Raw genomic sequence first — 14,000 nt, 5'->3', positions numbered from 1 at the left:
GATCTTGCTAAGGTGCGTCATCTCTTTATTACATGCTCAAAAAAGGCCTTTTATGACCTCCAAAACATCCAGCGCCGTACTTTCGTCGAAGCGCATGAAGCTCTCCGCGCGGGCTACGCCTTATGTCTTTGCTTTCTACATGTCGACGATCATGGCCTTTCTGATGTCCTTGGTAATCACCGCAGCCAACTCCGGCATTGAGGAAGATTACCTGAGCAATGCGCTTCATGCTTATCAGCTGGCAATGCCGGTTGCGTTCCTGTGCATCCTGGTGGTGCGGCCCATTGTAGTGAAACTGGTGTCATTTACCGTGCACCCGCACCGTTAGTCCGAAAACCCTTTTTGTGACCTGTGGCAAGGGCACAGCAGAAAAAGGCTGCTTAACTGCATCAGTGATTTTGGCGGCTGCCAGACAGGGGGACCTGAGTGGCAGCCACGGATGATTTTTGATCAGGTAAAGGAAGGCCATCATGAAAGCGCTCACCTACCAGGGGCCCGGCGAAAAAGCCTGGGCCGAGATCCCCGATCCGGTCATCGACAAGCCGACCGATGCCATTGTGCGCATCCTGCACACCACCATTTGTGGCACCGATCTGCACATTCTCAAAGGCGATGTTCCCGAAGTGACCCGCGGCACGGTTTTGGGGCATGAAGGTGTGGGGGTGGTTGAAGCGGTCGGCTCGGCCGTGCGCAATTTCAAGCCCGGCGATCATGTATTGATATCCTGCATCACCTCGTGTGGCAGCTGCGCCAATTGTCGACGTCAGATGTATTCCCACTGTGCGGATGGAGGCTGGATTCTGGGGCACTTGATTAACGGAACCCAGGCCGAAAAAGTACGCATTCCCCACGCAGATAACAGTCTGTACCCAGTTCCCGCCGGGGCTGATGAAGAAGCTCTGGTGATGCTCAGTGACATCTTGCCCACCGGTTTTGAAATTGGCGTGCTCGCGGGCAAGGTCAAGCCCGGCGACAGTGTAGTGATCGTGGGGGCAGGGCCGGTTGGTATGGCAGCGCTGTTGACCGCGCAATTTTACTCGCCGGCCCAATTGATCATGGTGGATGGTGATACAAACCGGCTTGAGGTCGCCAAGCGTTTTGGGGCCACGGATATCATCGATATCAATACGCAAAACGCGGTTGAACGTATTTTTGAGCTGACCCATGGCGTCGGGGTGGATGTTGCGATTGAAGCGGTGGGTATTCCTGCCTCGTTTGACACCTGCCAATCAGTGATAGCCCCGGGCGGCAGCATCGCCAACGTGGGCGTACATGGCAAAAGTGTCGAGTTGCACTTTGAAAAATTGTGGATCCAGAACGTCACAATTTCAACCGGGCTGGTCAATACCAATACCACCCCTCTGCTCCTGAAAACCGTGCAGTCCGGAAAAATCGATGCGGGCAAGCTGATTACGCACCGCTTTGCGCTCACAGACATCCTCCAGGCTTACGAGGTGTTCGGGAACGCAGCCAAGGAGAAGGCAATGAAGGTGATTCTGTCGCAACAATAGACAGATACACCATCCACTACTATGTTGTTTGCGGCAGAACTAATGTTACTTAATCGTTGATAATAGGGATATTGGCATATGAAAAAGCACATTTTGTTAGTTGGCGTTGTGGGTTTGGCGGCACTTTCCACACTTGCACAAGCTGAAACCAAACAACCCGTCGCAAAATGGACGTGCGCGGATTTCCTGGCCGTGGATGAGAGCTTCCAGCCGACCGCCGTTGGCCTGGGCGAAGCCATCAACAAACAGGGCAAAGTTGAAGATGCGGTGCTGGATGTAGACGGTATCGCCAAAATCACTCCTTTGGTGGTGACGGCCTGCAAGGAAACCCCTAAAGAATCCTTCGTCTCCAAGCTCAAGGCTGAGTGGGCAAAAGTCAAAAAAGACGTTTAACCCAAACCCGGCCTGTACTTCACGCGAGTACAGGCCTCTGCGGTGCAATCCTGGCCCGTATGTGGCCAATAACCTCCTCGCCGTTGTGAATTTCCTGCGCTGTAACCCCTCTACATAAAGACAGGCCTGCCTTACTGGTCAAAAGGGCGTAGTAGACTAGGCTTTTTTTATCTCTATCTGTCGGGGAACCCTATGTTAATCAAGTCATTAGCTGAGCTTGACCGTATTCGTGACGAGTGCCGTTCCATGGTCACCAAGCGCTCGGCCGTCTCGGCAGGTGCGGCTGCGATCCCCATCCCGGGGCTTGATATCGGTACGGATGTCGCGTTGCTGGTTGAAATGCTGCCGGCCATCAACAGCAAGTTCGGCCTTACCCCACATCAGATCGAACAGATGGACTCACGTTCCAAGCGTCTGATCGTGGTGGCTGTCAGTGGTATTGGCAGTGAAGTGATCGGCAAATTCATCAGCCGTACGCTGGTCATGTCCCTGGTCCGCAAGATGGGCACCAAAGTGGCGACCAAATCCGTGGTTCGCTTTGTCCCTTTTGTGGGGCAGGCCGTGGCGGCAACCATCAGTTTTGGTGTGATGAAACTGGTGGGCAATGGCCATATCGAAGATTGTTATCAGGTTTGCCGCGAGGCATTGCTGGCGCAAGCCAGAGACTCGACGGTGATTGTGATCGGCCCTGAAACCGATAGCTGACACGTTTTGTACACCTTGCAATCGAACCTGTTACGCGCAGGGCCCTCAAAGGTTCAAGGTCGATCAAAAACGGAGGGCGTGATGAACACGTTCAGAACCAGTTTTGCATTCCTGCTGCTGGGGGGTGTACTCGCCACCCAGCTACAGGCGCAACCCCTTTCAGAACCTTTGCCGGCTCAGTATCAGCAGCTGGCGCAAAACACCCCGATCACCAACACCCCGCCTGTTAACAACCCCATCCGCCGTATCAACCCCAACAGCCGTCAGGGCACCGGTGCTTCCGTGCCGGGGGCAAGTGGCCAGGGTATTGCGCCTGCGGTGCAACCCCAGGGCATTGATAACGGCAAAATAGGCAATGGTTACCCGCGTAACCCGCCAGTGCCACCGACAATCAAGCCGACCGCACCCTCATTGCAGCCGCGGGACAAACCTTAAACGAACAAGGAATAGTTGATGTTGAGAAAAACCCTGCTGGCCACAATGTGTGCCACTTCGCTGCTCGGTATGGCGTTCACGGCCCATGCCGATGGGCAGAATACGTTTGTTTCCGAGTCCGGGGCCGTTACCGTCACGCCGGTGGTCGAAGGGCTCGATCATCCCTGGGCACTGGCCTTTTTGCCCGACAGGCAAGGCATGCTGATTACCGAGCGGGCGGGCAATCTGCGAGTTTTGAGCCCTGACGGTAAATTGTCCGCACCGCTTTCAGGTGTGCCGCAAGTGTGGGCCAAGGGGCAGGGTGGCCTGCTCGATGTGGTGTTGTCGCCCAGCTTCGGTGAAGACCGGTTGGTGTATCTGTCGTACGCCGAAGGTGGTGCAGACGGCAAGGCCGGTACCACGGTGGGGCGTGGGCGCTTGTCGGATGATTTGACCCGATTGAGCAACTTTGAAGTGATCTTTCGCCAGCAGCCGAAGCTCTCTACCGGTAACCACTTCGGCTCACGGCTGGTGTTCGATCGCGATGGCTACTTGTTTATCGCCCTTGGGGAAAACAACCAGCGTCCGACCTCACAGGATCTGGACAAGCTGCAAGGCAAGATTGCGCGCATTTACCCTGACGGGCGTGTGCCCAAGGACAACCCTTTCACAGGGCAGCAGGGGGTAAGGCCGGAAATCTGGTCATACGGCCATCGCAATCAGCAAGGCGCGGCGCTGAATCCCTGGACCGGGACCCTGTGGACCCACGAACACGGGCCAAAGGGGGGCGACGAAATCAACCTGATCGAGCGCGGTAAAAACTACGGTTGGCCGCTGGCAACCCACGGGATTGACTACCCTTCCAAGCCGATTCCGGAAGCTCAGGGCAAAATCGTCGAAGGCACTGTGGTTCCGCACCACATATGGGAAAAATCCCCGGGTATCAGCGGCATGGCTTTTTATGATTCAGATCGCTTCAAACCCTGGCAGCACAGTCTGTTTATTGGCGCCCTGGCAGACAAGGGCCTGATACGCCTGCAACTGAGCGGTGACAAGGTGGTGCATGAAGAGCGCATGCTCGGCGATCTCAATGCCCGTATCCGCGATGTGCGCCAAGGCCCTGATGGCTATTTATATGTATTGACCGATGAGGATGACGGCATGCTGTATCGCGTGGGGTTGCAATAACACTCATCAATGTGGGAGCGGGCTTGCCCGCGATGGCATCAACGCGGTCTGACCGTTCAGCCGCGTCGTCTGCATCGCAGGCAAGCCAGCTCTCACAATGAAAAATAAAAGCGCTTACTCGCTCACAGCCTGCTTGATCTGCTTGGAGGCCGACCAGATACGGTAGCGCACTTCAATATCCTTGGGCACATACACCACGATCGGCAGTTTGCTGTTGTAACGCAGCATAAAGCCTTCACCGACCACCGGCACAAACTCGGGATGCGCCTTGCCTTCAGGGCAAGCCATCATTGTGCTCATGGGCCCGCTGACCTTGTTCAGGCGATACATCGGGTAGCCCCAACCCTTGAGGGTTTTTTCTTCCAGCTTACCGCCAAGACGCTGCTGGTTGCAGTCAACCTGCAGGGTCTTGCCCGCGATGATCTGTACCTTGTAGTCGTCTTCATTCTTTTGCTTGGGCAAATGAATGACCTGACGGCTAAAGCCTGCTTCGGCTTTTGGATAGGGAGCGACATCTTCCAGTTTGGCGGCGTTGGCCACGCTGCACAGCGTACTCAAAGACAGTAATACGGCTGCGCTGATCACCAGTGATTTCATGGTGCTTTCCTTATTTCAGAGCTAAAAATATACCTACAGTTGAATTAAACAACCTGCCCGGGATCAACTTCAGACAACTAACAGTCGATTAAAGTGCCCGTTCGGCCACCGGGTACGGATAGATTACTTCGCACCAGGGTCGAACAGCCAGTAAACTGCTTTTTTTCCTGCGAATCATTAATTTACCGAGGTTTTGCATGACACTCAGTCCTCTTGCGGGCAAGCCGGCCCCGGCTCAGTTGCTGGTCGATATTCCGCGACTGGTGACCGCTTATTACACCGGTCAACCCGATGCAGCCATCACGACCCAGCGTGTCGCCTTTGGTACTTCAGGGCACCGCGGCAGTTCATTTGAACTGAGCTTCAATGAGTGGCATGTACTTGCTATCAGCCAGGCCATTTGCCTGTATCGTCAAATGAAGGGAATCAACGGGCCGCTGTTTGTCGGTATCGACACCCATGCGCTGTCTACCCCTGCCGGCGCCAGTGCTCTGGAAGTATTTGCCGCCAATGGCGTCGAAACCATGATAGCCGCTGACGACGAATACACCCCGACGCCAGCGATTTCCCACGCAATCATTTGCTACAACCGTGGCCGCACCAGCGGGCTGGCTGATGGCGTGGTGATTACGCCTTCACACAACCCGCCAGAAAGCGGCGGTTTCAAGTACAACCCGCCCAATGGCGGCCCGGCTGATACCGATGTCACCAAGTGGATTGAAGCCAAGGCCAATGAACTGCTCGCGGCCCTGCTGGCCGGGGTCAAGCGCATAAGCTACGAGCAGGCCCTTAAAGCCAGCACTACCCATCGTCATGATTACTTGAATACCTATGTTGCCGATCTGAAAAACGTGATCGACATGGACACCCTGCGCGGCGCCAATCTGCGCCTGGGCGTAGATCCGCTGGGTGGCGCAGGTGTGCGCTACTGGTCGGCGATCGGCGAACACTACGGCCTTGATCTGGACGTGGTGAACACCTCGGTCGACCCGACGTTCCGCTTTATGTGCGTGGACTGGGATGGCCGGATCCGCATGGACCCGTCTTCCAGCTACGCCATGCAGGGCCTGATCGGCCTGAAAGAACGCTTCGACGTGGCGTTTGCCTGTGATCCGGATCACGACCGTCACGGCATTGTTACGCCATCGGGCGGTCTTTTGGCCCCGAACAACTACCTGGCTGTGTCCATCGACTACCTGTTCCGCAACCGGCCGCAATGGCGCGCCGATGCCGCCGTGGGCAAAACCGTGGTTAGCAGCGGCCTGATTGACCGGGTAGCCGCGCGTCTGGATCGTCGCCTGTATGAAGTGCCGGTAGGCTTCAAGTGGTTTGCCGATGGTCTGTTTGAAGGCTCGCTGGGGTTTGGCGGCGAAGAAAGCGCCGGCGCCTCGTTCCTGCGTCTGGACGGCAGCGTCTGGTCGACCGACAAGGACGGCCTGATTCCGTCGTTGCTGGCTGCTGAAATGACGGCGCGTACCGGTCGCGACCCTTCTCAGCTGTACCAGAAAATGACCGAAGAGCTGGGCCAGCCGTTCTCCACCCGTGTCGATGCCAAGGCCACCCCGCAGCAAAAAGCGCTGTTGGGCAAGCTGTCGCCCGGGCAGGTCAAGTCGACCACGCTGGCAGGTGAGCCGATCACTCAAATCCTCAGCCATGCACCGGGCAACAATCAGGCCATCGGCGGGCTCAAGGTCATGACTGAAAACGGCTGGTTTGCTGCACGCCCTTCGGGCACTGAAGATATCTACAAGATCTACGCCGAGAGCTTTATCGGCGACGAGCACCTCAGCCGTCTGGTTGAGGAAGCGCAGGTACTGGTCGATACCGCCATCGCCTAAGCCAATAAAAAGCCCGACCCCGCAATGGGGTCGGGCTTTTTTGTGGCTCAGCGCAAAGCACTCAGCTGCGGGTGACCAGTTGCACCACTTGCTGCATGTTTTCGTTGCAGGCACGGGCTTGCTGGAGCATTGCTTCGAATGGCGCGCTCATGATTTCGTCATGGCTCAACCAGCTGTGCTTTTGCGTCATGGAGTACAGGTAACGGTACTCCTCTTTGCTGCGCTTGCTGCTCAGCTCCATATCAAACCACGGCGAGTTCACCTTGCAGGTCTTGATCTCCTTGCCAACCTCGGCCCCTGACAGGGTGATGTCGTAGGTGACTGTCTCCGGATCGGCCATGTACAAATCCGCCAGCTGACCGGTGCGGCGATAGTTCATCAGGCTGTCCCAGCGCTCGCTCGCAAAGGCGGGTTTGTATACCTGCTGCCCGGAGAGGTTTTCCAGTGGCCGAAGGTTGGTCAGCGTGGCCTGCACCTTGTATCGCTCGGGTACGACAAAGCCGGTTTTCTCGCGACTGATCTTGCAGTCGCCGATTTCCTTGCCGAAATGGTTGCACAGGTTCAGGTCGGTGGCACTGACCCCGGAGTCTGTGTCGGCGTAGCTGAGCTGCATCAGCGTCATTTGCCCCATCTGTACTTCAGCCGTGGTGCGGGCCTGGCCATCACGATTGAAGTGTTCGAACTTCTTCACGCCCATGCTCAGGCTCGGCTGTTCTTCCGGAATATGGTCCTGGTACACCTTGCCTTCGGCATCGATGACCAGTGCCCAGCGATTCTGGATATCGGGCATGCTGCGCCCCGGCATAAACACCGGGTTGGTAGGGTCCAGCCACCAGACCTGGCCGTTGACTTGAGCCTTGACGATGGCGTGATTGGCTGCGCCTGTGCCAGGCAGCAACAGGCCAAGCGGGTTGCTGCCACGGCTGACCCAGGCGGTTTGCGCGGTTATGTCGCTGGCCTTCAACATGGCAGTCAGCAATACGGACAGGTCTTTGCAATCGCCGTAACCGCGCTCTTCGATCTCCTTTAAGGTAAAGGGTACATAGCCACGATCTGTGGCGCGCCAGTCACCCATATAACGGTATTGCTCGTGGATGTACTGCATCACGCCTGACACTCGCCCGGCGGCAGGCAAACCCTTGAGGCCCGAAACAACCTTGGCGGCGCCCGCAGGCAGGCTGGCGCCGAGGATTTGCTGATACCGCGCGGCGAGGTTGCCGAAGTGATCCTGCACCTGGCTGGAACTGGCGATTTCAACCCGTGGCATCTGGCGGATATAGGCGTTGCCGGCTTCGTTGATGTAGTTCACGAAGCGCGGTTTTTGCTGCTCGATCACCAGGGTCTTGTTGTCGGAAGAGGGGTTGAAGGTAAAGTCCTCCATCAACTCACTGCGCCAGACCATCGGCTGCTCAGCGGTGAACGTGCTTTTGAAGGCATCCGAGCGCACGGGGGCAGGGCCGAACATCATCGGGTAGTGGAAGTGCTCCATCAGCGGTTTCGCCACCGTATGCTCACGCACGGTGTACATGATACGGGTGCCGATGCGCAGGTTGGGGAAAGCGATCGATGTTTGCCGCGCTCGCTGAAAACCCTGGTCGGGGTTGGGGGCCATGCGCGTATCGATTTGCGAGGGGGCCAGCGCGACCGGTTTGCCACCGGGTTGTGTCGACTGGGCGTCAATGATCTCCAGCCGATCCGTTTCGGGGAAGCTGAAGTCGATGCGCGACAGCATCTCGCGGCCATTGTTGGTCAGGATGGTATAGCGGTACGTGGTAGTGCAGTCGGTGCTGGTGTCTTTGTTGAAATGGCAGTTTTTTGCTGTTTCGCCAGCCAGAGCAGCCTCTGACGCCGGTTGCAATGCCGCGTAAGACGGCAGGCTGACGATCCCCAGTGTTGCGCAAATCAATGATTTGCTGAAAGTAAAGCGGTGCATGAGCGCCTCAGGTCGTTCCCTTGAAACAGCACCCTGCGACGTTTTAGTTATGTTGATAGACGGTTGCAGGATGCTGCGCGAACAGCGGATGATAATCGATCGCAACTGTATTTTCTACATTGTCAGACAATCAACCTCGCGCAGATGCCCGTTCCAGAGCCTTTTCCTGGAATTCAGGCGGCAGGTAGGGGCTGACACACATCGACCCATTGCGCGTTAACCAGATCCGCCATGCGTGTCGGGCAAATTTTCACCGCCGTATGCGTGGCCCCGGCTGCAGGCATGACTTCGCTAAAGCTTTGCAGGGAAATATCGCAGTACACGGCAAGATCGGTGGCCAAGCCGAATGGGCAAACACCCCCCACCGGATGGCTGGTCAAGGCAACGACGGTTTCGGCATCGAGCATTTTGGCTTTGCTGCCCAGGGCATCCTTGATTTTTTTGTTATCGATACGTGCATCGCCGCGGGCCACCAGCAGAACGTTGCGTTCGCCGACGCGAAAGGCCAGGGTTTTGGCGATTTGACCAGGTTCCACCCCATGGGCCTCGGCCGCCAGAGCGACCGTCGCGGTGCTGGTGGCCAATTCGATGATGTGCAGGTCAGGGGCGTTGGCGTGAAAAAATGCGCGTACGGATTCAAGGCTCATCAGACTCGGCTCTCTGGGCAAAAGCCTGAATCTAGAGAAGCCGATGACGCACTGTCAATGCGCCATCGGCGATGTCGCGGTTAGATGTCCAGAATGATCTTGCCGAAATGCTGGTTGGTTTCCTGGTACTTGAAAGCCTCGACAATGTCCGTCAGGGGGAAGTGGCGATCTATTACAGGGCGCATGCCGTTGGCATTGATGGCGCGAATCATGTCTTGCTGCTGGCTGCGGCTACCGACCAGCACGCCTTGCAGGCGGGCTTGCTTGACCAGTATCGGGACAAAGTTCATTGCGCCGCTAACGCCGCTGAGGATGCCGATGATCGAGATATGCCCGCCCACACGGATGGCAATCATCGACTGTTCAAGTGTCGCAGGGCCGCCGACTTCAATAATGTGGTCAACACCGCGCCCGCCGGTGAGGGCCAGGGCGGTTTCACCCCAGTGGGTGTCCTTGCGGTAGTTGATCACGTGGTCTGCGCCCAGCGCTTTGAGGCGCTCCAGTTTTTCATCGCTGGAGGAGGTGGCAATGACCGTTGCACCGGCCATCTTGGCGAACTGCAGGGCGAAAATCGAAACACCGCCGGTGCCTTGCACCAATACCGTGTCGCCCGGCTTGAGCGAATCGTCGGCCATCAATGCGCGCCATGCGGTCAGGCCGGCTGTAGTCAGGGTTGACGCTTCGGCATGGCTCCAGCGGGTGGGTGCCAGGGTGAAGGACGTGGCTTTGGCGGTTACCTGCTCGCGGGCATAACCGTCGATGCCATCACCGGGTACGGTAACAAAACCTTCCACCAGAGGGGTGCCGTCGATCCAGTCCGGGAAGAAGGTGCTGACCACCGAATCTCCCACCTTGAATTCGCTGACATCGGCGCCAACGGCAATTACTTCGCCAGCGCCATCGGCCATGGGGATGCGATTTTCGCTCGGACCCCACATGCCGCTTACGACAGCAAAATCATGGTAGTTCAGTGAGTTGGCGTGCAAACGTACAGTGATTTCGCCGTTCCCGGGGGCGCGCGCTTCACTGCTGCCAACCACTACATTGTCATAACCGCCGCCAGGTTGGACGAAAATTGCTTTGGTGCTCATGGGGCTTCCTCATATTTTTACATTGCGCGAAATAACGAAACGTATAATTAAAAATTACAACTCGATTTTCAGCCTAGCCGCAAAGTCATCGATCGCCTGTTCATTGCGTCGGTAGTAGGTCCACTTGCCGATGCGGGTGGTCAGGACGAAGCCGGCGCGCTGCAAGATAGCCAAATGCGCCGAAGCAGTAGAGGGCGACAATCCGGCCTTGTGCTGCAGATGGGTCACGCACACGCCGATGGCAGGATCACCGTGATCCTGAGGCGGGAAATTGCTGAGCGGGTCTTTGAGCCACTCCATCATTTGCATGCGAGTGTCATTGCCCAGGGCTTTGAGCTGTTCGAGTATCATGGTCGGCAATGTTACGCTTTTTAACGAAATGTTCAAGCATATGACCGATTGCCCTGGCCTGTGCGCGGGCTCGCTCGCGATACAGGCAATGAGGTGTAGCTGTCAGCCCCGGCATTTCCCACAAGAAACACCCCGCGACCACCGGCCGCAGGCCGGGCGGATGTTTTGCAATTGCAGGATCAATCCTGTATTTGTTGCGCCATTGAGCCAAGGCTCGTCTGTTTTTTGAATCTGCCCATCAGGAACCATGATGCCTAACCAGTTCCCCGCTGTACGTCCGCGCCGCCTGCGCCGCTCCCAGACCCTTCGCGACATGTTTCAGGAAACCGAATTCAGCCTGAATGATCTGGTGCTGCCGATTTTTGTCGAAGAAGAGATCGACGATTTTGTGCCGATCACCAGCATGCCCGGTGTGATGCGTATTCCCGAGTCAAAACTGGCCGGTGAAATCGAGCGTTACGCCCGTGCGGGTATCAAGTCGGTGATGCTGTTCGGTGTGTCCCATCATCTGGACGCAACCGGCAGCGATGCCATGCGTGAAGATGGCCTGGTGTCGCGCATGGTGCGTATCAGCAAGGATGCCGCGCCGGACATGGTGGTGATGAGCGACACCTGCTTTTGTGAATACACCTCCCACGGCCATTGCGGCGTGATGCATGACCACGGCGTCGACAATGACGCGACCCTGATCAACCTGGGCAAGCAGGCAGTTGCCGCCGCAGCGGCCGGTGCCGACTTTATCTCGCCATCAGCGGCCATGGACGGCCAGGTGCAGGCCATCCGCAGCGCCCTGGACGGTGCAGGGTTTACCGACACCTCGATCATGGCGTACTCCACCAAGTTTGCCTCGGCCCTCTATGGCCCGTTCCGTGAAGCTGGGGGCAGCGCGCTCAAGGGCGACCGCAAGTCTTATCAGATGAACCCGATGAATCGCCGTGAAGCAATCCGTGAGTCATTGCTGGACGAGCAGGAAGGCGCAGATGTGCTGATGGTCAAGCCTGCCGGTGCCTATCTGGACATTATTCGCGATATCCGCCAGGCCTCGCATCTGCCATTGGCGGCTTACCAGGTGAGCGGCGAATACGCGATGATCAAGTTTGGCGCCCAGGCCGGGGCCATCGACGAGGCCCGCGTCGTTCGCGAGAGCCTTGGGTCGATCAAGCGTGCCGGTGCCGACATGATCCTGACTTATTTCGCGATGGATCTGGCCCTGCAGGGAATTTAAGGGATAGTTGCAAGCTGCAAGCTGCAAGCATCAAGCTAGTTTTATCTGATAGCTTGCAGCTGCTTCATCCCACACAAGGAGCCCCCTCATGCCAGACGCTCGACTCGAACGAATCTTGATCACCAACGACGACGGGATCGACGCACCAGGCCTTGCAGTGCTGGAAGCGGTGGCCCGTGAGTTGGCGGACGAAGTGTGGGTCGTGGCGCCTGACCATGACCAGAGCGGTATATCCACGGCAATCAGTATTCACCACCCCTTGCGCGTCACAAAACGTGGCGAGCGGCGTTTTTCGGTTTCAGGAACACCGGCAGACTGTGTCGCGATGGCCTTGCAGCAGTTGTTGGATAAACCCCCGCAGCTGTTGCTCTCCGGCATCAACAAAGGTGCCAACCTTGGGGTTGAAACCCTGTTTTCAGGAACCGTGGGTGCTGCCATGACGGGCTTGTTGATGGGCGTTCCATCCATCGCCTTGAGCCAGTACTTTACCCGCCGCAGCTCGGTACGCTGGGAAACGGCCCGTGCACTGGCTCCTGGTGTTATCCGGCAACTATTGGGCAAGGGCTGGGAGCAGTCGGCGTGCCTGAACATCAACTTCCCTGACGTGCCTGCCGATGAGGCCGGCCCGATCCAGATCACCCGCCAGGGCGCCGGTCGCATGGACGGGGTGGAAGCCATCGAGCGTACCGACTTTCGCGAAGCCAAGTATTACTGGCTCAGCATCACTCGCCACCAGCACCCGGAAGCGCTGGATACCGAAACCCGCGTGGTCACCCAGGGTGGTATTTCAGTGACACCACTGGAGTTTGATCGCACCGCCATCGCCTTGCGCGAGCATCTGCGCACGGCGGTTCAAGTCGTCTAAGCCCAATGCGCCGGGTCATCGACGATGGCCTGGTGTCTTTCAAGCACTTTGGGTATCTCTTCTTTCAAAAACTCGACCCAGGTCTTGACCTTGGCATCCAGAAATCGCCGGGAAGGGTAGAGTGCATAGATGTTTTTTTCATGCAGCCGATAATGCGGCAGCAGGCGCACCAGTGAGCCGCGCTGGTAAGAACCCACCGCCACATAATCAGGCAGCAGGCAGATTCCAAGCCCGGCCTCGGCGGCCTTCGCCATGGCCTCGGCCACGTTGACCTGAAATACGTTACCAGGGCGGATGACTTGCTCGCCCTCATCATCACGAAAGGTCCAGCTGTCGGTAAACAATGGGTCAACCAGATGCAGGCAGCGGTGTTGGTGCAGATCCTCAGGAACCTTCGGGATGTTCCGACCCTCGAGGTAGGAAGGCGCAGCACTGATGACACTGAAGATGCTGCCCAGCGGTTGGCCGATCAATTCCGAGTCCGGCAGGTGGGCCGACAGGGTAATCACCAGATCATGGCCCTCCTCAAGCAGATCGGGCTGGCGTTGTGACAGTGTGAGATCGACATGGACTTGCGGATACAGCTCCGTGTAACGGGCTACCAGCGGTGCCAGTAGCTGGATCCCCAGGCCTGTAGTTGATTGCACACGCAAATGGCCACGGGGGATCAAGTGCGCCCCCGCTGCTTCAGCATTTGCATCTTCAATCTCGCCCAGTATCAACCGGCAGCGTTCCAGGTAACGCGCACCCACTTCGGTCAAGGCCAGGCGCCGTGTGCTGCGCTGCAGCAACCGTGCTTGCAGCGAGGACTCAAGCTCTGACAGCAACCGTGAGGTTTGCGCCGTTGAATAACCCAGAGCCTGCGCCGCAGCGGTAAAGCTGCCGGTTTCGACTACGCGGACAAACACCCGCATCGCCTGAAAAATATCCATTCTGATTATTACCCCACACGTAAGCGTGCTTTCTTGTGGCGGCAATAATTACACAGTCCAGGAAGCTGTGCCGTTCTGGCGTGGAGATTCGATGAAAACGGCACAGACACATTGTTATTTTGCCTTTATTTTTTGTGAGGCAATTCTCATTAGAAACTAGGGTGCATCCTATTTTTAATAAAGATGTTGGATATCATTTTCTAATTACTTGCTTTTGTTGTTCTATGTGCTTGATGAATCGCCCCTAGTTTCGTAGACATCTCCAAGCCTTAAAATGAGGCCCATTAGGAGGTGCCATGAGCAACCAGCG

The 14,000-nt window shown here is 56.9% G+C and carries 15 protein-coding genes; 9 read left to right on the top strand and 6 right to left on the bottom strand.

Annotation, left to right across the window (positions count from 1 at the left end):
• Nucleotides 1-52: 52 nt before the first annotated feature.
• From GHO03_RS09925 to GHO03_RS09900, 6 genes are all read left to right on the top strand, one after another.
• Nucleotides 53-328 carry a DUF2798 domain-containing protein gene (locus GHO03_RS09925; protein WP_095000163.1) on the top strand — a complete coding sequence of 92 codons (276 nt, stop codon included), beginning with the start codon at nt 53-55 and terminating at the stop codon, nt 326-328.
• A 142-nt stretch (nt 329-470) separates the two neighbouring features.
• On the top strand, nt 471-1,511 hold the full coding sequence (locus tag GHO03_RS09920; RefSeq protein ID WP_153399727.1) for a zinc-dependent alcohol dehydrogenase family protein: 1,041 nt from the start codon (nt 471-473) through the stop codon (nt 1,509-1,511).
• A 78-nt stretch (nt 1,512-1,589) separates the two neighbouring features.
• Nucleotides 1,590-1,904 carry an acid-activated periplasmic chaperone HdeA gene (hdeA, locus tag GHO03_RS09915; RefSeq protein WP_095000165.1) on the top strand — a complete coding sequence of 105 codons (315 nt, stop codon included), beginning with the start codon at nt 1,590-1,592 and terminating at the stop codon, nt 1,902-1,904.
• A 246-nt stretch (nt 1,905-2,150) separates the two neighbouring features.
• Complete coding sequence (locus GHO03_RS09910; RefSeq protein WP_232527584.1) at nt 2,151-2,609, top strand: hypothetical protein; 459 nt, start codon at nt 2,151-2,153, stop codon at nt 2,607-2,609.
• Nucleotides 2,610-2,690: 81 nt separating this feature from the next.
• The gene (locus tag GHO03_RS09905; protein WP_153399725.1) at nt 2,691-3,044 is read left to right on the top strand and encodes a hypothetical protein; all 354 of its coding nucleotides are present in this window, start codon (nt 2,691-2,693) and stop codon (nt 3,042-3,044) included.
• 69 nt (nt 3,045-3,113) lie between these two features.
• On the top strand, nt 3,114-4,211 hold the full coding sequence (locus GHO03_RS09900) for a PQQ-dependent sugar dehydrogenase (RefSeq protein WP_372241726.1): 1,098 nt from the start codon (nt 3,114-3,116) through the stop codon (nt 4,209-4,211).
• A gap of 114 nt (nt 4,212-4,325) precedes the next feature.
• On the opposite strand, the gene eco is transcribed toward GHO03_RS09900, so the two are convergent.
• Nucleotides 4,326-4,808 (bottom strand): serine protease inhibitor ecotin, encoded by a 483-nt coding sequence (eco, locus tag GHO03_RS09895; protein WP_095000169.1) that lies wholly within the window; start codon nt 4,806-4,808, stop codon nt 4,326-4,328.
• A gap of 197 nt (nt 4,809-5,005) precedes the next feature.
• Between eco and pgm the strand changes: the two genes are divergently transcribed.
• Nucleotides 5,006-6,646, top strand: a complete 1,641-nt coding sequence (gene pgm, locus GHO03_RS09890; protein WP_153399721.1) for a phosphoglucomutase (alpha-D-glucose-1,6-bisphosphate-dependent) — start codon at nt 5,006-5,008, stop codon at nt 6,644-6,646.
• A gap of 61 nt (nt 6,647-6,707) precedes the next feature.
• Here the strand turns inward: pgm and GHO03_RS09885 are convergent, their stop codons facing one another.
• The 4 genes from GHO03_RS09885 to GHO03_RS09870 form a co-directional block, all read right to left on the bottom strand.
• Nucleotides 6,708-8,579, bottom strand: coding sequence for a DUF3857 domain-containing transglutaminase family protein (locus GHO03_RS09885; RefSeq protein WP_153380291.1), 1,872 nt, complete (start codon nt 8,577-8,579; stop codon nt 6,708-6,710).
• A 173-nt stretch (nt 8,580-8,752) separates the two neighbouring features.
• Nucleotides 8,753-9,226 (bottom strand): YbaK/EbsC family protein, encoded by a 474-nt coding sequence (locus GHO03_RS09880; protein ID WP_095000172.1) that lies wholly within the window; start codon nt 9,224-9,226, stop codon nt 8,753-8,755.
• 80 nt (nt 9,227-9,306) lie between these two features.
• The gene (locus GHO03_RS09875; protein ID WP_153399719.1) at nt 9,307-10,317 is read right to left on the bottom strand and encodes an NAD(P)-dependent alcohol dehydrogenase; all 1,011 of its coding nucleotides are present in this window, start codon (nt 10,315-10,317) and stop codon (nt 9,307-9,309) included.
• A 54-nt stretch (nt 10,318-10,371) separates the two neighbouring features.
• On the bottom strand, nt 10,372-10,668 hold the full coding sequence (locus GHO03_RS09870) for a helix-turn-helix transcriptional regulator (protein ID WP_019822791.1): 297 nt from the start codon (nt 10,666-10,668) through the stop codon (nt 10,372-10,374).
• A 250-nt stretch (nt 10,669-10,918) separates the two neighbouring features.
• Here GHO03_RS09870 and hemB point away from each other — a divergent pair, with 250 nt between their 5' ends.
• Together hemB and surE are read left to right on the top strand one after the other, a co-directional pair.
• Nucleotides 10,919-11,893, top strand: coding sequence for a porphobilinogen synthase (hemB, locus tag GHO03_RS09865; protein ID WP_095000174.1), 975 nt, complete (start codon nt 10,919-10,921; stop codon nt 11,891-11,893).
• A gap of 88 nt (nt 11,894-11,981) precedes the next feature.
• Nucleotides 11,982-12,758, top strand: coding sequence for a 5'/3'-nucleotidase SurE (surE, locus tag GHO03_RS09860; RefSeq protein WP_095000175.1), 777 nt, complete (start codon nt 11,982-11,984; stop codon nt 12,756-12,758).
• Here surE and GHO03_RS09855 read toward each other — a convergent pair.
• On the bottom strand, nt 12,755-13,690 hold the full coding sequence (locus GHO03_RS09855) for a LysR family transcriptional regulator (RefSeq protein WP_095000176.1): 936 nt from the start codon (nt 13,688-13,690) through the stop codon (nt 12,755-12,757). The two genes, surE and GHO03_RS09855, sit on opposite strands and share 4 nt — an antisense overlap.
• Between the last annotated feature and the right edge of the window lie 310 nt (nt 13,691-14,000).

It is taken from the genome of Pseudomonas sp. FSL R10-1339, assembly GCF_009600545.1.
Taxonomy (GTDB): Bacteria; Pseudomonadota; Gammaproteobacteria; order Pseudomonadales; family Pseudomonadaceae; genus Aquipseudomonas; species Aquipseudomonas bubulae.
The sequence above is the reverse complement of the archived record's forward strand: the minus strand, read 5'-3'. Positions and strand labels throughout refer to the sequence as shown.